The following is a 20718-nucleotide window of genomic DNA, read 5'->3' on the forward strand; positions in this document are numbered from 1 at the left end:
GGGAAGCCCGACCTTGGGCGTGGCGCGGATGGAAGGGCTTGTACGGAGCGCGGCGCGAGAAGGCCAGCGCCCGCCGCCCCGTGACTTTCCGCTCAGTCCTTCTTCGCCTCGCGGGCAGCCTTGGCAGCCTTCAGAGTCTGGCGCAGGGTCTTGGCTGCCCCCTCGCGGGTGATCTGCCGCCCCCGCGCGACGGCGAGTGCGTCCGCCGGCACGTCGCGGGTGACGACCGAGCCGGCCCCGACCAGCGCGCCCGCGCCGACGCTGACCGGCGCCACCAGCGCCGAGTTCGAGCCGATGAAGGCGCCCTCGCCGATGAGCGTGCGGTGCTTCGACACACCGTCGTAATTGCAGGTAATGGTGCCCGCGCCGATATTGGCGCCCGCTCCGACCTCGGCGTCCCCGAGATAGGTCAGGTGCGAGGCCTTGGCGCCCGCGTGGAGGGTCGCGTTCTTGATCTCGACGAAGTTGCCGAGATGGACGCCCGCTTCCAGCACCGCACCACCGCGCAGGCGCACATGCGGGCCGATATCGGCGCCCTCCATCAGCCGGGCGTCGTGAAGGTGCGAGAAGGCGCGGATGGTGCAGCCGTCGCCGACGACGACGCCGGGGCCGAACACGCAATGCGGCTCGACGACGACGTCGCGGCCGAGGATCGTATCGACGCTGAGAAACACCGTCTCGGGCGCGATCAGCGTCGCCCCACCGAGTTGGGCCGCCCGGCGCAGGCGTGCCTGGATCGTCGCCTCCGCTTGGCTGAGCTGCACCCGGTCGTTGACGCCCTGCGCCTCCGCCTCGGCCACGGGGACCACGGCGACGGAGTGACCGTGGGCAGCGGCGAGCGCCACCGCGTCGGTGAGGTAGTATTCGCGGTTGGCGTTGTCGTTGCCGATCCGCTCCAAGAGGCCGAGGGCGTGGGGACCGGACAGCGCCATCAGCCCGGCATTCGACAGGTTGACCCGCCGCTCGTCCTGCGTGGCATCCTTCTCCTCACGGATCGCCAGGACGCGGCCTCCTTCCGTCAGTACGCGCCCGTAGCCGGTGGGGTCGGCGGCCTCGAAGGCGAGCACCGCCACCGCCGCGCCCTCGCGCAAGGGCGCGCGCAGGCGGGCATAGGTTTCGGCCGTGACGAGGGGCGTGTCGCCGAAGGCCACGATCACGTCCTGCCCGCCCTCCAGGGCGGCGCGGGCGGCGAGCACCGCGTGCGCGGTGCCGAGCCGCTCGGCCTGCGGATGGATGCCGGCACCGGGCGCCAGCCGCTCGATCTCGCGGACGACGTCCTCGCGGCCCGGCTCGACCACCACGGCGAGGCGGGAGGCTCCTGCCTCTTGCACCGCGGCGAGCACGTGGCCGAGCATCGAGCGGTTGGCCAAGGCGTGCAGGACCTTGGGCCGGTCGGAGCGCATCCGCGTGCCCTTGCCGGCTGCCAGCACGATCGCGGTGAAGCCGCTCTCCGCCCCGTGGTTCGCGCCTGCCGTCATCGAAATCCGCTCTCTGCCGTCTGGGAAGGCTTCACGAGACGCCCGGCCACCGGCCGCGACGGCGCAGCGGGGCGACGTGAAGACACTGAATCGAGGGCCCGTTTAGCCGATCGGACGGCGTGCGCGAAGAGCGTGCGGAACGGCGCCGCTCCAGCGGCGCGAGGACGAGGCCGCGACCGGAGAGGTACTCACCACGGCAGGCAGCGGATCTGAAGCAGATCCTCCGCGCTCATCCGGATGCCAAACGCCAGAAGGCGCCAAGCCGGTATCGTCGCGAGGCCGAGGCCCGCGGCGAGGACGAGCCAGGGCCAAGCCCTCCGTAGGGGCTTCGTTTCCCTCCGCAGGCCGCCCTCTCCCGCCCGCCTCATCGCCGCAGCGCGGCGGGAGCCGCCCCGGTCGGCCGGCGCCCCGTCCGCAGCAGACAGACGCCGCACAGCAGCATGGCGAGGCCCCAGGCGAGGAAGCCGAGATCCCAGGCCAGCCAGTGCGACCGGTCCACCCGCTCGTTGACGTGGTGCACGCCGAGCCACTGGTGATCGATCAGTCCTTCGACGAAGTTGAACAGCCCCCAGCCGACGAGAAGGCTGCCGGCCAGCGCCCGGTTCGACCAGCGCAGATGCCGTCCCCGCGCCCGGCGCCACAGGATGAACAACCCGACCACGACGAAGACGTAGGTGGCGCTGTGGAAAATCCCGTCCCACAGTGTGTTGAGTTCGAGGTTGTCGATCGAGGTGATCGGGTACCAAGAGCTGAGCATATGGTGCCATTGCAGCACCTGATGCAGCACGATTCCATCGAAGAAGCCGCCGAGGCCGAGCCCGAACAGCACGCCTGCTGCGACCGGGAAGTCGGCCCCCTCCGTCGGTGCGGGAGCGCTCACTTGATCGGGCATCGACGCCGACCTCACGGCGAGCGGTAGGCGGAGCCATCCTCGGCCCGCGCCGGGGTCTCGACGTAGCGGCCCTGATCCGGCACGGCGACGCGTTCGAAATCTTGCGCCAGCGCATCGAGGCCGCGGCGCAGCTCCGGCCCGTGGAGGGCGCGTCCGTGGCCGGTTACCACACGTTCGGGCTTAAGGGCGGCAAGGCTGCGCACGGAGGCGCCCGCGGCCGGCCAATCGAGGGTCAGATACATCGGCGGGCCGTGCACCTCCGGCGCCTGTGTGATCACGGCATAGGCCGATTCCTGGGCGGTGGTGACGAAGGCATCGCCCGCGATCAGGCTGCCGTCGGCCTCGCGCCAGAACGAGACGTGACCCGGCGCGTGGCCCGGCGTATGGAGCCAGCGCCAGCCCGGCATCGGCGGCACGCTGCCGTTGGCGGGCAGAACTTGCAGGCGCGACGACACATCCACGGGCTTGGTGGGGTAGAGCGGCGCGATGCGCACCATCAGGCCTCCACCGACGCTCGGATCCGGCGTCGGGTAGGCGGCGCTGCCGTCGAGAAAGGGGCGTTCGAGCCCATGGGCGTAGACCGGTGCGTCCCACTCCTCCGCCAGATCCTCCAGCACGCCGACATGGTCGAAATGGCCGTGGGTCAGCACGATGGCCGCCGGGCGCGCACCCTCGCCGAAGCGGGCGGCGGCGGCGCTGCGGATCGCGGCCTTCGATCCCGGAATGCCGGCATCGACGAGGACCCAGTTGCGGTCACCCGCGCCGGAGAAACCGACGAACACGACGTTGGCCAGCACGAGGCGGCGATAGGCGAGATCGGGCGCGATCTCGTGGGTGCCGTCGTCGCGCTCGGCATCGGCCCGCGGATCGTCGGCACGGGCCTCGCGGCTGATCGGGATCTGCTGCGCCATGGCCTTCTCCTATGCGAGGGAAGACGGGAGCCGGTGAGCGCTCCGGCCTGCGGGAAGGGTCGTCACGGGAAGGCCGGGGCGAAAGCTTTGTTCCCGCACCGCGACAGGACAGAAACGGCGGCCGCGGGGGCATTCATTCGGAAACCGAGTGTGCGCGCTCCGGTTGGAAGCCTATCGGCCACCGGGGCGACCCGGCCTATACGCGTTCAGGGTCCGTCACCGTGCTCATGATGTCCCGTGCCGCCTTCGATGCGCCTGTCACGCGGCTGCCGAGCGGCGGCTCCATAACCGGCCTCCCGCAAAGCCCTCGATTCCGGACCCGATGCCGTGAGTGATCCCACCTATCCGCCCCTCGACAGGCTCAAACCCGTAGCCTTCGGCCTGTGGATCGTGGACAGCGGCCCGATCCACGCCGCCGGCCTGCCGCTGCCCGTGCGCATGACCGTGGTGCGGCTCGCCGATGGCGGCCTATGGCTGCACTCGCCGACCCGCTACGACGCGCGTCTGCACCGCGAGATCGAGGTGCTCGGGCCGATTCGCCACCTCGTCGCGCCCAATATCGGGCACTGGACCTATCTGAAGGAATGGCAGCGGCATTGCCCGCAGGCCCTGACCTGGGCCGCCCCGAACCTGCGCGAGCGCCGGCAGGTCCGTCAGGCGGGCGTGCGGCTCGACCGGGATCTCGGCGACGCGCCGCCGCCCGAATGGGCCGACGACCTTTCGCAGGTGGTCGTACCCGGCGGCTTCGGCTTCCGAGAAGTGGCCTTCTTCCACGCCGCCTCGGCCACGCTGATCCTGACCGACCTCGTGTTGAACCTGGAACCGGATAAGCTCCCGCCCCTGCTGCGCCCGCTCCTGCGGATCGCCGGGGCAACTGCACCCGATGGGCGGGCGCCGATCTATCTCAGGCTCGTGGTGCGCCTGCGCAAGCGCGACGCGGCCCGTGCCGCCGCTGCACTCGTCGACTTTTCGCCGGAGCGGGTGGTGTTCAGCCACGGCGCCTGGTTCGATCGGAACGGCACAGCCGAGCTGCGCCGCTCCCTCCGCTGGTTGCTCGACTAAATATCTCTCACAAGATTCCCGCCGCGCTGTCGTCGCTGGAACGAGAACGGTCGAGGACCGGGAGTTTTGTGAGGCAGTTTAAGACCAGCCCGGCGCTTCCCCGCCGATCGCTCAGGCGTTCGTGCGCCCGCGGTGATCGGGGTCGACCCCGCCCTCCGGCGTGGTCTCGTTCTCGACATCGCCCTCGAAGGTGGAATCCCCCTCGATCATCTCCGGGTCGGTTCCGGTCAGTCCCTTCGACTGCCCGATGCCCGGATTACCCTTCAGGTCGGCATCGCTCGGCGTATCCGTCTTCAGATGCTTCGACATGCGAACGTCGTCTCCCGGTGTCTTCGGTTTGAGTCCGGGCAACCGGGCTTCTCGGAGGGTGTTCCAGGCGCATCCTGTCTCACCCGCGCAAGCGGGGCCGGGCTTGCCTGTGGGAATCCTTTGCTTTCCAGAGCCGGTACGGGTCGCGGCTTACGGTGCCTGCGGCGGCGTGTCCTCCCGCTGCGCCCGGCGCAGGGCGTCGAGCAACGCGCCCTCGATGAGCAGGGCGGAGCCGTAATGGAACTCGATGTCGAAGGCGTGCCGGGAGTTCATGGAGAGCGAGGCGCTCTGCATGGCGACAAGCCGCCCCGCCTCGTCGAACAGCCCCGAGCCCGAGCCGCCATAGCCGTCGTTGCAGTCGTGGCGGGCCCGCCGGATGCCGCCTTCCGTCGGCGGATCGATCCGGCGCACCGTACAGGTCTCCAGGCTGCTGTCACCCCGGTAGTTCTGGTGGCCGCCGGGGGCGACTAGGGTCACGGCGAGCGACAGGTCCCCGGTGGAAAGGTCGGGGGGCGCATCGGGCAGCGGCTGGCGCAGTGCCTCGGCCGGCCGCACGAGGCGCAGGAGCGCCCAGTCGTCGGTGATGTGGAGGCGCGTCGCGTCCGCAGCGACGCCGAGATGCAGGCTGTCGGCAACGAAATCATAGTTGCGCCCGCCAATCTGGAAGTAGCAGTCGCCGACCTGTCGCGTCGTTTCGAGCTGCCGGTTGCGGAAGTTGTGCGCGTTCAGCATCACGAGCGAGGGCGTGCCGATCAGCCACGCGGCGGCCGCCTTCTGCGGCACGCCGTCCGAACGGCGGCACCAGAGGACACCCGCCCCCGGATAGCGGGCCCGATCACTGCTGGTCAGGTCGCGGCGCCCGTCCTGTGGATAGAGCGCGGCCATTTCGGTGACGTCTCGCGTCTGTGTTCGGGCCGGTGCATCGGGCGGCGGGTGCGGCGCATCGTCTCCGCGTGCGGTGCCAGCCCACGCCACGAGGGCGAAGAACCCACACACCGCTAGACCGCCCCGCGCGCGCTGCCCCTGCGCCATGGCCGAAAAGCCTCCCACTCGGTCGGGCCGCTTCGCGAGGGCCCGTTGAAGGCCACGGTGCGACGGGTCCCGCCCCCGGTCAAGACAAGGCCAACACGTTGCGACACTACGCCTTGGCACATTTATGATTGCCTTATCTTCCTGATAAGAAATGTCCGACCAGCTAAAGACATCGCGTCCAATCAAAGCCTAGAAAATATAGGCGAAGGGACGCTAATAAGTCTTTCATAAGACCGCGAAAATCTAAGAATGTTCTTAGATCTACGGTGCGGCACTTCGAAGGACTTCCGAGCGGTCCTGGAACCTCAGAAGAACGTCTGAGAGATACCGCGAGGCCGAAAGGCGAGGCGGTTCAGCGAGGAGACGCAGGATGAGCAGGTTTGTGACATCAGTCTCGGCCTTGGCGATGCTGGCGCTCGCGCCGGCCGCGCTGTCGAGCGGGGCCTACGCCAACGATAAGCTGGTCGAGCTGTCGAAGAGCGACGACAACTGGGTGATGCCCGGCAAGAACTACGATTCAAACAACTTCAGCGACCTGAAGCAGATCAACAAGGGCAACGTGAAGCAGCTTCGGCCGGCTTGGACGTTCTCGACCGGCCTTCTGAACGGCCACGAGGGCGCGCCGCTCGTCGTCGACGGCAAGATGTACATCCACACCTCGTTCCCGAACAACACCTTCGCTCTCGGCCTCGACGATCCGGGCACGATCCTGTGGCAGGACAAGCCGAAGCAGAACCCGGCCGCCCGCGCGGTGGCCTGCTGCGACCTCGTCAACCGCGGCCTCGCCTACTGGCCCGGCGACGGCAAGACCCCGGCGCTGATCCTTAAGACCCAGCTCGACGGCAACGTCGCCGCCCTCAACGCCGAGACCGGCGAGACGGTGTGGAAGGTCGAGAACTCCGACATCAAGGTCGGCTCGACGCTCACGATCGCCCCCTACGTCGTCAAGGACAAGGTCATCATCGGCTCCTCGGGCGCCGAGCTCGGCGTGCGCGGCTACCTGACCGCCTACGACGTGAAGACCGGCGAGCAGGTGTGGCGCGCCTACGCCACGGGTCCGGACAAGGACCTGCTGCTGGCCTCCGACTTCAACATCAAGAACCCCCATTACGGTCAGAAGGGCCTCGGCACCGGGACCTGGGAGGGCGATGCCTGGAAGATCGGCGGCGGCACCAACTGGGGCTGGTACGCCTACGATCCGGGCACGAACCTGATCTACTTCGGCACCGGCAACCCGGCGCCGTGGAACGAGACCATGCGTCCGGGCGACAACAAGTGGACGATGACGATCTTCGGCCGCGACGCCGATACGGGTGAAGCCAAGTTCGGCTACCAGAAGACCCCGCACGACGAGTGGGACTACGCCGGCGTCAACGTCATGATGCTCTCCGAGCAGAAGGACAAGGACGGCAAGGCCCGCAAGCTGCTGACCCACCCGGACCGCAACGGCATCGTCTACACGCTCGACCGCACCGACGGCGCGCTCGTCTCGGCGAACAAGCTCGACGACACGGTCAACGTGTTCAAGTCGGTCGATCTCAAGACCGGCCAGCCGGTGCGCGATCCGGAGTACGGCACCCGGATGGACCACCTCGCCAAGGACATCTGCCCCTCGGCGATGGGCTACCACAACCAGGGTCACGACTCGTACGATCCGAAGCGTGAACTGTTCTTCATGGGCATCAACCACATCTGCATGGATTGGGAGCCCTTCATGCTTCCCTATCGTGCGGGTCAGTTCTTCGTCGGTGCGACGCTGAACATGTATCCGGGCCCGAAGGGCGACCGTCAGAACTACGAAGGTCTCGGCCAGATCAAGGCGTACAACGCGATCACCGGCGACTATAAGTGGGAGAAGATGGAGCGCTTCGCCGTGTGGGGCGGCACCATGGCCACTGCGGGCGACCTCGTCTTCTACGGCACGCTCGACGGCTACCTGAAGGCGCGTGACTCCGACACGGGTGACCTTCTCTGGAAGTTCAAGATCCCGTCCGGCGCCATCGGCTACCCGATGACCTACACCCACAAGGGCACGCAGTACGTCGCCATCTACTACGGCGTCGGCGGCTGGCCGGGTGTCGGCCTCGTGTTCGACCTCGCCGACCCGACCGCCGGCCTCGGCGCGGTGGGTGCCTTCAAGAAGCTCGCCAACTACACCCAGATGGGTGGCGGCGTGGTGGTGTTCTCGCTCGACGGCAAGGGCCCCTACGACGATCCGAACGTCGGCGAGTGGAAGTCGGCCGCCAAGTAAGGCGACCATCGGACCGAAGGTCCGTGCCGCCTGACGGCGAATGACGACCGCCCCTCCCCCCCTCGCCCGGGGGAGGGGCTGGGTTGAGGGAGCGCTGGCCTCTCGCGGGCTCCGCGATCGGTCGGCGCTCCCCGCCCCTCTTCGCAGGACGGTGCCGGGCCGGCAGAGGGCCGCCCATCCTGTTCTGCACGGGAGATGCGCGATGCGAGGATGGACGAAACAGGTCCGCGCCGAGAGACCCCGCGCCAAGACTCGATAAGAATAATCCAGAGGAAACGAAGATGTCGCTCGTGAACGGACGCCGCCGGGCCGTCGCCTCGGCCGTCGCCCTCGCTGCCTTGACCGGTCTGTGCGCGCCCGTCCTGGCGCAGGATTCGAAGGCCGCCGAGACCGCGAAACCCGATGCCGGGACCTTGCGCGTCTGCGCTGCCGAGCAGCCGCCGCTCTCGATCAAGGACGGCTCGGGCCTCGAGAACCGCATCGCCACCGCCGTCGCCGAGGCGATGGGCCGCAAAGCCCAGTTCGTGTGGCTCGGCAAGCCGGCGATCTACCTCGTGCGCGACGGGCTGGAGAAGAAGACCTGCGACGTGGTGATCGGGCTCGATGCCGACGACCCGCGTGTGTTGGCCAGCAAGCCCTATTACCGCTCGGGCTACGTCTTCCTCACCCGCGCCGACAAGGATCTCGACATCAAGTCCTGGTCCGATCCGCGGCTGAAGGAAGTGAGCCACATGGTGGTCGGCTTCGGCACGCCCGGCGAGGCGATGCTCAAGGATATCGGCCGCTACGAAGAGGATATGGCCTACCTCTACTCGCTGGTGAATTTCCGCGCGCCGCGCAACCAGTACACCCAGATCGATCCGGGCCGGATGGTGAGCGAGGTGGCCACCGGCAAGGCCGAGGTTGGCGTGGCCTTCGGGCCCGACGTCGCCCGCTACGTGCGCGACTCCTCGACCAAGCTGCGCATGACCCCGGTGCCCGACGACACTGCGCGCAGCGACGGCCAGAAGATGCCGCAGAGCTTCGACCAGTCGATGGGCGTGCGCAAGGACGACACCGCCCTGAAGGCGGAGATCGACGCCGCCCTGGAAAAGGCCAAGCCGAAGATCGAGGCGATCCTGAAAGAGGAGGGCGTCCCCGTGCTGCCCGTCTCGAACTGATCCGTCGAACGATCCCGATTGCGATGAGGACCAAGAACAAGACGATGATGAACCGGACAAAGATCGGTGCCGCCCTCCTCGGCCTCGCGCTCGTCGGCGGCTCTCTGCCGGCCCTGGCGCAGCCCCAGGCCGGACCGCAGACGGGCGTGACCTTCCGCAACACCGTGACCGGCGAGGCGCTCGACGTCACGCAGGGCAAGGAAGGCGGCCGCGACACGCCCGCCGTGAAGAAGTTCCTCGAGACCGGCGAGAACAGCTACATCGACGACAAGTCCTGCCTGCGGAACGGCGAGAGCTTGTTCGCGACTTCGTGCTCGGGCTGCCACGGCCACCTCGCCGAGGGTAAGCTCGGACCGGGGCTGAACGACAATTACTGGACCTACCCGTCCAACACGACGGATGTGGGCCTGTTCGCCACGATCTTCGGCGGCGCCAACGGCATGATGGGCCCGCACAACGAGAATCTGACGCCCGACGAGATGCTGCAGACCATCGCCTGGATTCGTCACCTCTATACGGGGCCGAAGCAGGACGCCGTGTGGCTGAACGACGAGCAGAAGAAGGTCTACACGCCCTACAAGCAGGGCGAAGTCATCCCGAAGGACGCCAAGGGCCAGTGCAAGCCGCTGGAGGAGTGATCCTTTCGGGTTTCGGGCCGGCTCGAACCGGCGCGATCGAGGGGGCGGGCCGTGGGATCGCATCGCCGCTCGCGGCGAGATCCCCGGACGATCAAGCCCCAAGAAGAGCAGGCTCAGTCAAGAGCAAGTCTCACAAAGTGGAGGAAACCATGAAGACCACTCTCATCGCCGCCGCGGCCATCGCCCTGTCCGGCCTCGCCGCCCCGGCGCTCGCCTATGACGGCACCAAGTGCAAGGCCGCGGGCAATTGCTGGGAGCCGAAGCCCGGCTTCCCCGAGAAGATCGCCGGCTCCAAGTACGATCCCAAGCACGATCCCAAGGAGCTGAACAAGCAGGCCGATTCCATCAAGCAGATGGAAGAGCGCAACAAGAAGCGCGTCGAGAACTTCAAGAAGACCGGCAAGTTCGAGTACGACGTCAGCAAGATCGCGGCAAACTGAGCCGTTTTGTCCCCTCCCCTCGCGGGGAGGGGTTCGGGGCGGGGGTGGTCCAGGAGGCACCGCCCGGCGCCCCATCCGGACAGGCCCTGCCCCGATCCGTCTCCAAAACGGAGCGGAGGTGGCGGCGGCCCATGGCGCCTGGGGCGCCCAAGACGGCAAACAAAGGCCAACCGCCGAATGAACACCTTGCGCCCCGGCGACGCCATGCTCACCGACTGGCGGGATTCCGCCGCGCGCTTCGAGCGCGAGATCGGCAAGGCCGTCGTCGGCCAGGAACGGGCGATCCGCCTCCTGACGATCGCGATCTTCGCCCGCGGCCATGTCATGCTCGAAGGCGATGTCGGCGTCGGCAAGACCACGCTGCTGCGCGCGGTCGCCCGCGGCCTCGGCGGCGCCTACGAGCGCGTCGAGGGCACCGTCGACATGATGCCGACGGATCTGATCTATCACACCTATCTCGGCGAGGACGGCCGCCCGCGGGTCGAGCCCGGCCCGGTGCTGCGGCGGGCCGAAGACCTCTCGGTGTTCTTCTTCAACGAAATCAACCGCGCCCGGCCCCAGGTTCACGCACTGCTGCTGCGCATCATGGCCGAGCGCAGCGTCACCGCCTTCAACCGAGAATACCGCTTCCCCAACCTTCAGGTCTTCGCCGACCGCAACCGGGTTGAGCGCGAGGAGACCTTCGAGCTTCCGGCCGCCGCCCGCGACCGCTTCCTCATGGAGATCGGCATGGAGGCGCCGCGCGACGCGCAGGCCCGCCGCGACCTCGTGTTCGATCCCCGCTTCCACGACACCGACCGGCTCACCGAAGAGGTCGCGGCCGGCGTGCTCGATTTCGAGCGCATCGGCACCATCGCCAGCGCGATCCAGCACGCGATCTCGGCCGAGCCGGCGATCGAGGCCTACGTCGTCGGCCTGTGGGAGGCGCTGGTGCGTCCCGGCCCCGCCGGCATCCGCCTGCCCGGCATCGACATGGACCGCCTCATCCAGGGCGGCGCCTCGCCCCGCGGCGTCGCCTTCCTCGTGCGCGCCGCCCGCGTCCGCGCCTGGCTGGAGGGCCGGGACTGGCTGGTGCCGGAGGATATCCGCGCCGTCTTCCCCGAGGTGATGGCCCACCGCGTCTTCCTCGAACCCGTCTACGAGATGCGGCGCGCGCAGATCGTGCCCGACCTCATCCGCGCCGTGTTCGAGACGGTGCCCGCCCCGTGAGCGGCCCGGAGGACGGGGTCAACGATGGGGCCGACATCATCTATCTGCCGCGCTGGCGACCCGGCGGACACCGAGTCGGCGCCCATCGCGGGCGCGATGCCGGCGGCCTCGGCACGTTCCGCGATCAGGTCAGTTTCGCGCGCCTGCCGGATGCCCGGCGCATCGACCTGCGCGCGTCGCTCCGCGACCCGTTCGAGGGCGTGTTCGTGCGCCGCTTCGAGGCGCGCAGCCCGGTCGAGACTTACGCGCTGGTCGACCTCTCCGCCTCCATGCGCTTCCGCGGCCGGGCCGACCGGCGCGAACTGGCGCAAACCTTCTGCGCCACGCTCGCCCGCTCAGCAACGCGGATCGGCGACGGCTTCGGCGTGATCGCCTGCGACGACACCCTGCGCGACGACCTCACTCTGCCCGCGACCCGACACCGCGCCGCCGCCCAGGCCGCCGCCGCGCGCCTGCGCGAGGCGACCTGCGATGGGCACGGCGCCGAAGGCCTGCTGGAGGCCGCGCGCCGCCTCGCCGGGCGCCCGAAGCTGATCTTCCTCGTCTCCGATTTCCGCTGGCCCGAGGGGCTGATCGAAGGGGTGTTCTCGGCGCTGGCACTGCACGACGTGACCCCGGTGCTGCTTGCCGATTCCGCCGAGGCCGAAGACCTGCCGGCCTGGGGCCTCGTGGAACTCGACGACCTGGAGGGCGCTGGGCGACGCCTCGTGTTCCTGCGCCCATCCCTGCGCCGCCGCTGGATCGCCCGCGAGGCCGAGCGCGTCGAACGCTTGCGCCGGATCTGCGCTCCCTTCGCCCGTCCGCCCTTCCGGCTCGCCGACCGCTTCGACGCCGAGGCGCTGAGCCGCCACCTGATGACGACGTGAGAGCGATGCGCGCGCTTCCCCTCGCCATCCTCCTCGCGCTGGTGTCGCTGCCGGCCGCCGCCCAGGTGCGCAGCGTCGAGCTGCGCACGCCCCGCGCTTTCGGCTATTTCCAGGGCGACCTCGTGCAGGTCCAGGCTGAGATCCGCACCGATCCCGGCTTCACTCTGCAGCGCCCGTCGTTGCCCAAGCCCGGCCCGGTCACCTACTGGCTCGACCTGCGCGACGTGCGCACGGAGGAAAGCCGGGCTGCCGACGGCGCGCATGTGATCCGGCTGCGCCTGACCTATCAGGACTTCTACGTCGCGCTCGATGCCCGCACCCTCGACGTGCCGGGCTTCCCCGTCACCGTCGAGAGCGCCGGCACGAACGGATCGACCACGGCGGTGGCGCAGGTGCCCACCTGGAAGATCGGCGTCTCGCCCCTGCGCGAGGTGCAGCCCGAGCGGCGCGACGACCCGGCCGAGTACCTGCGGCCCGACGGGCGCGCCCCGCGCCTCGATCCGCAGCCGACGCTGGCCTCCGCCGCCGGCTTCCTGGCGCTCGCCGTCCTGGCGCTGGGGCTGCTCGCCTATGACCGGGCGTGGTGGATTTTTGGGACCCGCCGCGGTCGGCCCTTCGCGCAGGCGCTGAAAGCACTCGGCCGGGCGAAGCGGCAGTCGCAGGGGGAAGCCCTTTACCGCGAGGCGCTGCTCGCCCTGCATCGCGGCCTCGACGCGACCGACGGACGCCGAGTGCTCGCCGACGACCTGCCCGACTTCCTCGGCCGCCATCCCGCCTTCCGGGGACAGGCGAGCGGCCTCCAAAAGTTCTTCTCGGCCTCGCGGCTGGCCTTCTTCGGCCGGGACACCGCCGGGGCCGGGACGACGCTGCCCCTGCCCGAAGCCGAGGCGCTGCTGCGCCGGCTCGGCGCGGTCGAGCGGAGCGCGTGACCCGGTGACGGCGCTCCTCCCCGCACTCGGCGTGGCCACGCCCTGGCTGCTGTGGCTCCTGCCGCTGGCGCTGCTGCCGCTGCTCCTGTCCGTCACCCGGCGCAGCGCGGTTTCGTCGGTCGCGGCGGCCCCCGAGGACCCGCTCTCCTCCGGCCTGCGGATCGCCCTGACCGCCGCCGGCATGCTGGCGGTCGGCGGCCTCGTCCTGGCGCTGGCCGGGCCGTACCGCGCGGGCGAACGCGTGACCCGCACCGGCATCGGCGCCCAGATCTCGATGCTGATCGACCGCTCGGGCAGCATGAACGAGACCTTTGCCGGCCGGCAGCCCTCGGGAGCGGAGGAATCGAAGGCCGCCGCCTCCCGGCGCATCCTGCGCGACTTCGTCGGCGAGCGCGCCCACGATCAGTTCGCGGTGACCGCCTTCTCGACCGCGCCGATGCTCGTGGTGCCGATGACCGACCGGCACGATGCCGTGCGCGCGGCGGTCGCCGCCATCGACCGCCCCGGCCTCGACTACACCAACGTCGCCCGCGGCCTCGGGATGGCACTGTCGCAGTTCGGGGCGGGTGCCCCGGGGGTGTCGCGCGCCCTGCTGCTGGTCTCGGACGGCGCGGCGGTGATCGATCCGCGCATCCAAGGGCAGTTGCGCGCCGAGTTCACGAAGGTGCAGCCGAACCTCTACTGGCTGTTCCTGCGTACCAAGGGCTCGCCCTCGATCTATGACAAGCCTGCGGGCGAGGACACGCCGCAGGCCGCGCCCGAGCGTCATCTCGACCTGTTCTTCAAGAGCCTCGGCGTGCCCTACCGCGCCTTCGAGGCCGAGGGCGCCGACGCGGTGGCGAATGCCGTGCGCCAGATCGAGGCGCTGGAGCGCGACCCCATCCCCTATACCGAGGAGCGCCCGCGCCGCGACCTCACCGGCTGGGCCTACGCGCTGGCGGCCTTCGGCCTGCTCCTCCTCGTGCTGGCCAAGCTGGCGGAGACGGATTTTGTCCACGTGTCGGCGCGGGCGCCGTCACGGCGCCCCGCTGATCCGGCTCCCGCCACTGGTGAGGCGGTCGCCGTCTCGAAAAGGGCCGCCGCATGATGCCCTCCGCCCTCTCCCACGCGCATTCCCAATCCCCTTCCCCATCCCTGCGCGCCCGGATCGGTGCGGGCGCAGCGCAGGGCTGGCGCCTCTTTCGCCCCTACGGGCTCGTGCTGCTGCCGATCCTGCTGCTCGCCGCCGCCGCGGCCCTCGCGCTCACAGCCTGGCGGGACGCGCGCACCAATGCGGTCATCGCGGAGCTGGAAACGGGGCGCGACATCGCCGTCCCGCCGGACGCCCCCGACGCTCTCCTCGTCGCGCGCACGAAATTCCTGGCGTTTCGTGACCGCCTCGGTGAGGCCGAGCCGCTGCTGGAGACCCTCGACCATCGGCGATCCGCCGACGCGGCGGCGCGCGCCCGCTACATCGTCGCCAATGCCCGCATCCGCGAAGCCTTCCGGCTGATCGAGCGCAGCGAACTCGACAAGGCGGGCCCGCAGGTCACGCTCGCACGCCAAGACTACCGCCGGGCGCTTCAGGCCCGGCCCGACTTCTGGGACGCGAAGTTCAACTTCGATGTCGCCTCGCGCCTGATCCGCGACTTCCCGGAATTCGACCGCAAGTTCGGCGACGAGCTGAAGGCCGAGCCCAAGCAGATCTGGACCGACATCCCCGGCCAGCCACGAGGCGGGCCATGAGGAGGCCGGGGGCCAGCGCCTGGGCCGAGCTTCCGTTCGCCAGAAACCTGCGCGACCGCCGCTTCCAGGCGCTCGCCGCAGCCTTGCTTCTCGCGGTGCTCGCGATCGTCGTGCCGCCGCTGCCGCTCACCCGCTCGGGCGTGGCGGTGCTGGCGGTGGTCGACATCACCGGCAGTATGAACGTGCGCGACTATACAAGCGATGGGCGCCCGGCGAGCCGGCTCGACACCGCCAAGGCGGCCCTGCGCGCGTTGATCCCCGAACTGCCCTGCGGCTCGCGCCTCGCGCTTGCCCTGTTCACCGAGCGGCGTCCCTTCCTCTTGTTCGCGCCGATCGAGGTCTGCGCCGATTTCGCGCCGCTCGACGGGGCGATCGCGGCGCTCGACTGGCGCATGGCCTGGGAGGGCGACAGCCGTATCACTTCTGGTTTGCACCGGGCCATCACCATGGCCGGCGAACTCGACGCCGACCTCCTGTTCATCACCGACGGCCAGGAGACGCCACCGCTGCCGGCCAACGGCATCCCGCCCTTCGAGGGCAAGCCGGGGGCGGTGCGCGGCTTGATCGTCGGGGCGGGCGGCCACGCGCTGGCGCCGATCCCGAAATTCAACGATCGCGGCCGCGAGACCGGCTTCTACGCCGAGACCGACGTGCAGCAGGAGAACCGCTTCGGCCCGCCGCCGGCCGACGCGGAATCGCGCGAGGGCTACAACCCGCGCAATGCCCCCTTCGGCGGCGCGGCGGCGCGCGGCGAGGAGCATCTTTCCTCCGTGCGCGAGCCGCATCTGAAGGCTTTGGCCGCCCAGACCGGCCTCGCCTACGCCCATCTCGACGGGCCGGACCTGCGCGCCCCCCTCCTCGCGGCCGCCACGCCGCGCCCCCTTCCGAGCCGGCTCGACCTCCGCCCCTTCCTCGGTGCGGCGGCTCTAGCCCTCGTGCTCGCCGTCTTCCTCGCGGGTGCGCGCCGCGCCCGCTTCACACCCTCCACCCCCAGCAGGATGTCATAATGCGTCTGTCCCTTCTCGTTCTTCCGCTCGCGCTCGCCGCGACCGCCGCACTCGCCCACGGCCCGACCCCGCAGAAGGTCTCCCAATCGATCACGATCAAGGCGAGCCCGGACGCGGTGTGGAAGGTGGCGGGCGATTTCGCCGGCATCGGAAAGTGGCACCCGGCGATCGAGAAGGCGGACGGCAGCGGCTCGAAGGATGGCGGCACCCGCACCCTCACCTTCAAGAGCGGCGGTAAGATCGAGGAGAGCCTCGACGAGTACAAGGCAGAGGGCCGCACCTATTCCTACCGGATGGGCGAGCCGGACCTGAAGGCACTGCCGGTCTCGTCCTACTCGGCGACCTTCACCGTGAGCCCGGAGGGCGACGGCTCCAAGGTCGAGTGGATGGGCCGCTTCTATCGCGGCGATACCGGCAACGAGCCGCCGGAGAACCTCAGCGACGAGGCCGGCAAGGCGGCGATGAACACGTACTTTTCCGAGGGACTGAAGGGCCTGAAGGCGGCCGTGGAGGGTGGCAAGGCAAAATGATCCGTCCCGCCCTCGCCGCGCTGATCCTCCCGCTCGCCCTCACCGGCCTGCCCGCCGGGCAACCGGCTCAGGCTGCGACGGTCTACGTCGCGAGCCAGCAGGGGGCGCAGGTCACGCGCGTCGAGGCGGGCGCGGTCGCGGGCCACGCCACCGTCGCTTCTGCCCCCGCGACGGTGGCGGCGGGCGGCGGGCTGGTGTTCCTCAGCCATCCCGACGGACACGCGATCACGGTCGCCGACGCCGCCACGGGGGCGGTGTTGCGCCGCCTCCCCTACAAGGGCCAGGGCTTCGGCCTCGCCGCCTCGGCCGACGGGCGGACTCTGTTCGTCGACGACTGGTCGGGCAACCGCGTCGATCGGCTCTCGGTCGCGGACGGCACGGTCGAGGCCTCCGCCGAGACCGGCCGGGATCCGGCGCACATCACCCTCGACCGGGCCGGCCGGCTCTACGTCGCCGACCGGGAGAGCCATGCGGTCAGCGTGTTCGACGGGGCGCGGATGACGCGGCTCGCGACGATTCCCGTGGGCACCGCCCCCTTCGCCCTGGCGCTCAGCCCGGACGAGCGCCGCCTTTATGTCGGCAACGTGCGCAGCAACGACCTCACCGTGATCGACACGGGGGCGCTCAAGGCACTCGCCACCGTGCCGGCCGGCGCCATGCCCTACGGCATTGCCGTGAGCCCGGACGGGGCGCGGGTGTTCGTAACCAACCAGCATGCCGGAACGGTCACCGTGCTCGATGCGGGCACGCTCGCAACCGCGGCGACCGTCGGCGTCGGCCGCTACCCGGAGGGCATCGTGATCGAGGGGGGAAAGGCCTACGTGGCGAACTGGTTCTCCGACACCGTGTCCGTCATCGATCTCGCCACGCTGAAGGAACTCACCCAATTGCCGGTCGCCGAGGGCCCGCGCAGCCTCGCGATCGCCGCCCCGGCGAAGGAAACCCTGCAATGAGACCGCTCGCCGCCGGTCATTTTGTCGGTCTTGCGGCCGGGCTCGCCGCCCTGCTTCTCCTCTCCGCCTGCGACCGCGGCGAAACCTCCGGCGAGGCGTCGAACGCGGCGCCCGACCGGGGCGATGATGCAGCCATCGTCGCCTCGACCGCGGAAGACCACCTGCCCGACTGGCTCTCGCCCACCGACGGCACGGATCCTGCCCGTTGGCTCGCGGGACGCGAGGCGGGACACCCCTTGCCCGGCGACGCGGCTGCAGTCAGGGAACTGCGCGAATCCCTCGACCGGGCGCGCAGCGCCTTCGTGGAAGACAAGCGCATGATCGCCAACCGCACGGTGCAACTCGGACAGATGCTGTCCGAGATCGGCAAGACGGAATCCTATCGCGGCTTGATCGACGGCCTCGGCGCGATCGCGTCGGTGCGGGGGCGCCACAAGAGTCTCTACGGCGAGATGTGCCAGCACTACTACAACACCCGCGCCCAGGGCGCCGACCACGCCACCGCCCTCACCCGCCTCGAAGCCCGCGAGCGGCCGGACATCGCCGCGCCGGAGATGCCGCCCGATCCGCCCCGGGAAACGGAAAAACAGACGGGAGGGCGGCCTTGAGTGATGGACGTGCCTCCGCCCGGCCCCTGCCTCGGACCTTGCCGGTGCGTCCGGAGACGATGCTCGTCATCGACGACCACCCGATCGTGATGCAGGGGGTGCGCCGGCTGGCGGAAGCCGCGGGCGTGGCCCGAGTCTACGAGGCCGCCGACATCGTCTCGGGCTACCGCCTGTTCCACCGGCACCGGCCGGCCCTCGTCGTGGCCGATCTGAGCTTTCGCGACGACGGCCTGTCCGGCCTGTCGCTGATCCGCCGCATCCGGGCGCTCGATCCAGCCGCGCGCATCCTCGTCTTCAGCATGCATGCCGACCCGGTGCTGGTCTCCCGCGCCCTGGAGAGCGGCGCCCTCGGCTTCGCGCTCAAGGATGCCGGATCGGACGCCTTCATCGAGGCTCTCGACGCGGTCCATGCCGGGCAGGGCTACCTGCCGCACGCGCTCGCCACCGACGTGGCGATGCTGAACCGCAGCGCCCGGCCCGCCCCGCTCGCCACCTTGAGCGCGCGCGAATTGCAGATCCTGTCGCTGCTGAGCCAGGGCAAATCCTACGACGCCATCGCCAGCGCCATGGCGGTGAGCTACCGCACGATCATCAATGCCAGTTCCAGCATGCGCAAGAAGCTCGGCGTCGAGTCGCGCGCCGGCCTGGTCCAGATCGCGGTCAACCGGCGCAACGCGCTGCTGTGATACGGTTTCCGCTGATCCAAGCGGGGATCGTATCGCTCAGCCCGCGCGGCGCCTGAGCGAAGCCCAAATCCGCCATCCCGAAGGGATCAGCCGGATTTGGTATGAGTCCGTTCGAAGGGGCGGCCGGCGGGCAAGCGAACAGTCATCCCGTCCTCACCCTCTCCTGAGGTGCCCGCGACAGTGGGCCTCGAAGGATGAGGGGCGGGTTGGATCGCCGTCACTCGGCGAACGGGGCCCGCGGGCTGGCATCGCCCGCGGGCGTGGCGAAGGGCAACGTCAGGGCCGCCGCGGCGAGCATGGCGGTGATCCAGCGCTTCGGCCGATCGGGCTGGCTCGCGGTGCGCGTCGGACCGTTGAGGCGGGGCCGGTGCAGCTCCCCGCCGAGCGGGGCCGGACGGCGGCCCTCCTCCGGCCCGCGGTCCCGGCCCCGATCGAGGTTCCGCTCCACCGCGCCGAGCAACGCGGCGGCGTCCCCGTCCAGGCTGTCCCAGTGCCGGGTCAGGGCGCCGTGCTCCGCCGGCTCGGACGCCGCGGCGTCCGGTCCGGTCTCCGTTATCCGCTCCTCGGGGGCTGTCATGGCGAGCGGTCAGGCGCGGTGGTAGGCGTCCTCGAGGCGGACGATGTCGTCCTCGCCGAGGTAGCTGCCGAGTTGCACCTCGATCAGTTCGACATCGTCGTTGCCGGGATTCTCGAGGCGGTGGATGGCGCCGAGCGGGATGAAGATGTGCTCGCTCTCGCGGTAATCGGCGACCGTGTCGTCCACGGTGACCCGGGCGCAGCCGCGCACCACGACCCAGTGCTCGGCCCGGTGGCGATGCTTCTGAAGGGAGAGCCGGCCGCCGGGTGCAACGGTGATCCGCTTGACCTGGAAGCCGTCGGAGGCCTCCAGCACCCGGTAGCTACCCCAGGGGCGGTGCGAGGAGGCGTGCCACTCGGCCTGGGGCCGGCCCTTGCTGCGCAGGATCTCGACCATCTTGCGCACGTCGCCGGAGCGGCTGCGGTCGGCCACCAGGATCGCGTCCTTCTCGGCCACCACCACGAGGTCGCGCACGCCGACGAGCGAGGTCACCATCCCCTCCGAGGAGACGAAGCAGCCCTCGGTGTCAAACAGCTCGGCCGCGCCGCGGCTGACATTGCCGAGGTCGTCCCGCTCGCTGATCGCCCAGAGCGCGTTCCAGTTGCCGACATCCGACCAGCCGCAGCGCATCCGCGCGACCGCGGCGCGGCTCGTCTTCTCCATCACCGCAAAGTCGAGGGAGGTCTTGTGGGTGCCGGCAAACCCCTCGGCGTCGAGGGCGACCGCCCCGCCCTCGTCGGCGGCGGCCTCGACCGCCCGCGCGGCGGCGGCCGCCGTGCCGGGATCGAACGCGGCGTACTCGGCGCACAGGGTGTCCGCGCGCATCAGGAAGTTGCCGGAGTTCCATAGCCAGCGGTCCGAGAGGTAGGTCGCGGCACGGGCCGCATCCGGCTTCTCGGCGAAGGTGTGGACCGCATGGCAGCGCGCCTCGACGCGCGTGCCGGGCCGGATCCAGCCATATTCGGTGCTGGCGTGATCCGCCTCGATGCCGAAGGTGACGAGCCGCCCCGCCCGCGCCGCCGGCAGGGCGGAGGCCACCGCCCGGCGGAAGGCCCGCGGCTCGGTGACGATGTGGTCGGAGGGCAGCACGAGCACCACCGCGTCCGGATCCTGCCGCGCCACCAGGGTGCAGGCGGCCAGGATCGCCGGGCCGGAATCGCGGCGCTCCGGCTCCAGCAGCAGGGTGACGCCCGCATCGATGGCCGCCGCCTGCTTCTCGACGAGGCAGCGGTGATCGCGGTTCGCCACAACGATCGGCCGGGCGAAGAGCGGGCCCTGGAGCCGCATCAGGGTCTGCTGGAAGGTCGAGTGCGGCCCGAGCAGGGGCACGAACTGCTTCGGCATCGAGCTGCGGGAGGTGGGCCAGAGCCGCGTTCCCGAGCCGCCGCAGAGGATGACGGGCTGGATCCGTGCAGGCATCGACGGGCGTCCTTTTGTGCTGGGACTTGGGAAAAG

At 70.0% G+C, this 20718-nt stretch carries 22 protein-coding genes; 15 read left to right on the plus strand and 7 right to left on the minus strand.

The window, feature by feature from the left end; translation table 11 throughout:
- Nucleotides 1-92: 92 nt before the first annotated feature.
- The 3 genes from glmU to J2W78_RS08555 form a co-directional block, all read right to left on the minus strand.
- Nucleotides 93-1478 carry a bifunctional UDP-N-acetylglucosamine diphosphorylase/glucosamine-1-phosphate N-acetyltransferase GlmU gene (glmU, locus tag J2W78_RS08540; protein WP_253369723.1) on the minus strand — a complete coding sequence of 462 codons (1386 nt, stop codon included), beginning with the start codon at nt 1476-1478 and terminating at the stop codon, nt 93-95.
- A gap of 364 nt (nt 1479-1842) precedes the next feature.
- Nucleotides 1843-2370, minus strand: a complete 528-nt coding sequence (locus J2W78_RS08550) for a DUF2243 domain-containing protein (protein WP_253369726.1) — start codon at nt 2368-2370, stop codon at nt 1843-1845.
- 11 nt (nt 2371-2381) lie between these two features.
- Nucleotides 2382-3281 (minus strand): MBL fold metallo-hydrolase, encoded by a 900-nt coding sequence (locus J2W78_RS08555; protein ID WP_253369728.1) that lies wholly within the window; start codon nt 3279-3281, stop codon nt 2382-2384.
- Nucleotides 3282-3608: 327 nt separating this feature from the next.
- On the opposite strand from J2W78_RS08555, the gene J2W78_RS08560 reads away from it, so the two are divergent.
- Nucleotides 3609-4343 (plus strand): DUF4336 domain-containing protein, encoded by a 735-nt coding sequence (locus J2W78_RS08560; protein WP_253369729.1) that lies wholly within the window; start codon nt 3609-3611, stop codon nt 4341-4343.
- A gap of 111 nt (nt 4344-4454) precedes the next feature.
- Here the strand turns inward: J2W78_RS08560 and J2W78_RS08565 are convergent, their stop codons facing one another.
- Together J2W78_RS08565 and J2W78_RS08570 are read right to left on the minus strand one after the other, a co-directional pair.
- Entirely contained in the window at nt 4455-4652 is a 198-nt protein-coding gene (locus J2W78_RS08565) for a hypothetical protein (protein WP_253369731.1), read from the minus strand.
- Nucleotides 4653-4802: 150 nt separating this feature from the next.
- On the minus strand, nt 4803-5684 hold the full coding sequence (locus tag J2W78_RS08570; RefSeq protein WP_253369733.1) for a S1 family peptidase: 882 nt from the start codon (nt 5682-5684) through the stop codon (nt 4803-4805).
- A gap of 370 nt (nt 5685-6054) precedes the next feature.
- Between J2W78_RS08570 and J2W78_RS08575 the strand changes: the two genes are divergently transcribed.
- The 14 genes from J2W78_RS08575 (at nt 6055) to J2W78_RS08640 (ending at nt 18686) form a co-directional block, all read left to right on the plus strand.
- Nucleotides 6055-7935 (plus strand): methanol/ethanol family PQQ-dependent dehydrogenase, encoded by a 1881-nt coding sequence (locus J2W78_RS08575; RefSeq protein ID WP_003599114.1) that lies wholly within the window; start codon nt 6055-6057, stop codon nt 7933-7935.
- Nucleotides 7936-8216: 281 nt separating this feature from the next.
- Entirely contained in the window at nt 8217-9095 is an 879-nt protein-coding gene (gene moxJ / locus J2W78_RS08580; protein WP_253369734.1) for a methanol oxidation system protein MoxJ, read from the plus strand.
- Between the two features lie 44 nt (nt 9096-9139).
- Nucleotides 9140-9733 (plus strand): cytochrome c(L), periplasmic, encoded by a 594-nt coding sequence (gene moxG / locus J2W78_RS08585; RefSeq protein ID WP_253373999.1) that lies wholly within the window; start codon nt 9140-9142, stop codon nt 9731-9733.
- Nucleotides 9734-9882: 149 nt separating this feature from the next.
- Nucleotides 9883-10173 carry a methanol dehydrogenase [cytochrome c] subunit gene (locus J2W78_RS08590; RefSeq protein ID WP_253369736.1) on the plus strand — a complete coding sequence of 97 codons (291 nt, stop codon included), beginning with the start codon at nt 9883-9885 and terminating at the stop codon, nt 10171-10173.
- 177 nt (nt 10174-10350) lie between these two features.
- Complete coding sequence (locus tag J2W78_RS08595) at nt 10351-11382, plus strand: AAA family ATPase (RefSeq protein ID WP_253369738.1); 1032 nt, start codon at nt 10351-10353, stop codon at nt 11380-11382.
- Complete coding sequence (locus tag J2W78_RS08600; protein WP_253369741.1) at nt 11379-12248, plus strand: DUF58 domain-containing protein; 870 nt, start codon at nt 11379-11381, stop codon at nt 12246-12248. Before J2W78_RS08595 ends, J2W78_RS08600 begins: the two co-directional genes overlap by 4 nt.
- Nucleotides 12249-12253: 5 nt before the next feature.
- Complete coding sequence (locus tag J2W78_RS08605) at nt 12254-13177, plus strand: nonribosomal peptide synthetase MxaA (RefSeq protein WP_253369743.1); 924 nt, start codon at nt 12254-12256, stop codon at nt 13175-13177.
- Between the two features lie 4 nt (nt 13178-13181).
- On the plus strand, nt 13182-14264 hold the full coding sequence (locus tag J2W78_RS08610; protein ID WP_253369745.1) for a vWA domain-containing protein: 1083 nt from the start codon (nt 13182-13184) through the stop codon (nt 14262-14264).
- Nucleotides 14264-14902: an MxaK protein gene (locus tag J2W78_RS08615; RefSeq protein ID WP_253374000.1), complete on the plus strand. Its 639-nt coding sequence runs from the start codon at nt 14264-14266 to the stop codon at nt 14900-14902. Before J2W78_RS08610 ends, J2W78_RS08615 begins: the two co-directional genes overlap by 1 nt.
- Entirely contained in the window at nt 14899-15909 is a 1011-nt protein-coding gene (locus J2W78_RS08620; protein WP_253369746.1) for a vWA domain-containing protein, read from the plus strand. Before J2W78_RS08615 ends, J2W78_RS08620 begins: the two co-directional genes overlap by 4 nt.
- Nucleotides 15909-16439: an SRPBCC family protein gene (locus J2W78_RS08625; protein WP_253369748.1), complete on the plus strand. Its 531-nt coding sequence runs from the start codon at nt 15909-15911 to the stop codon at nt 16437-16439. Before J2W78_RS08620 ends, J2W78_RS08625 begins: the two co-directional genes overlap by 1 nt.
- Nucleotides 16436-17392, plus strand: coding sequence for a YncE family protein (locus tag J2W78_RS08630; protein WP_253369750.1), 957 nt, complete (start codon nt 16436-16438; stop codon nt 17390-17392). Before J2W78_RS08625 ends, J2W78_RS08630 begins: the two co-directional genes overlap by 4 nt.
- Nucleotides 17389-18000, plus strand: a complete 612-nt coding sequence (locus J2W78_RS08635; RefSeq protein WP_253369752.1) for an MxaH protein — start codon at nt 17389-17391, stop codon at nt 17998-18000. Before J2W78_RS08630 ends, J2W78_RS08635 begins: the two co-directional genes overlap by 4 nt.
- Nucleotides 17997-18686: a response regulator transcription factor gene (locus tag J2W78_RS08640; protein ID WP_253369753.1), complete on the plus strand. Its 690-nt coding sequence runs from the start codon at nt 17997-17999 to the stop codon at nt 18684-18686. The genes J2W78_RS08635 and J2W78_RS08640 overlap by 4 nt, the downstream gene beginning before the upstream one ends.
- Before the next feature lie 217 nt (nt 18687-18903).
- Here the strand turns inward: J2W78_RS08640 and J2W78_RS08645 are convergent, their stop codons facing one another.
- Both J2W78_RS08645 and J2W78_RS08650 read right to left on the minus strand, forming a co-directional pair.
- Nucleotides 18904-19263 carry a hypothetical protein gene (locus J2W78_RS08645; protein WP_253369756.1) on the minus strand — a complete coding sequence of 120 codons (360 nt, stop codon included), beginning with the start codon at nt 19261-19263 and terminating at the stop codon, nt 18904-18906.
- 9 nt (nt 19264-19272) lie between these two features.
- Nucleotides 19273-20682 carry a mannose-1-phosphate guanylyltransferase/mannose-6-phosphate isomerase gene (locus tag J2W78_RS08650; RefSeq protein WP_253369757.1) on the minus strand — a complete coding sequence of 470 codons (1410 nt, stop codon included), beginning with the start codon at nt 20680-20682 and terminating at the stop codon, nt 19273-19275.
- Between the last annotated feature and the right edge of the window lie 36 nt (nt 20683-20718).

Origin of the sequence: Methylorubrum extorquens, from assembly GCF_024169925.1 — a bacterium.
In the GTDB taxonomy this organism is placed as follows: domain Bacteria; phylum Pseudomonadota; class Alphaproteobacteria; order Rhizobiales; family Beijerinckiaceae; genus Methylobacterium; species Methylobacterium extorquens_A.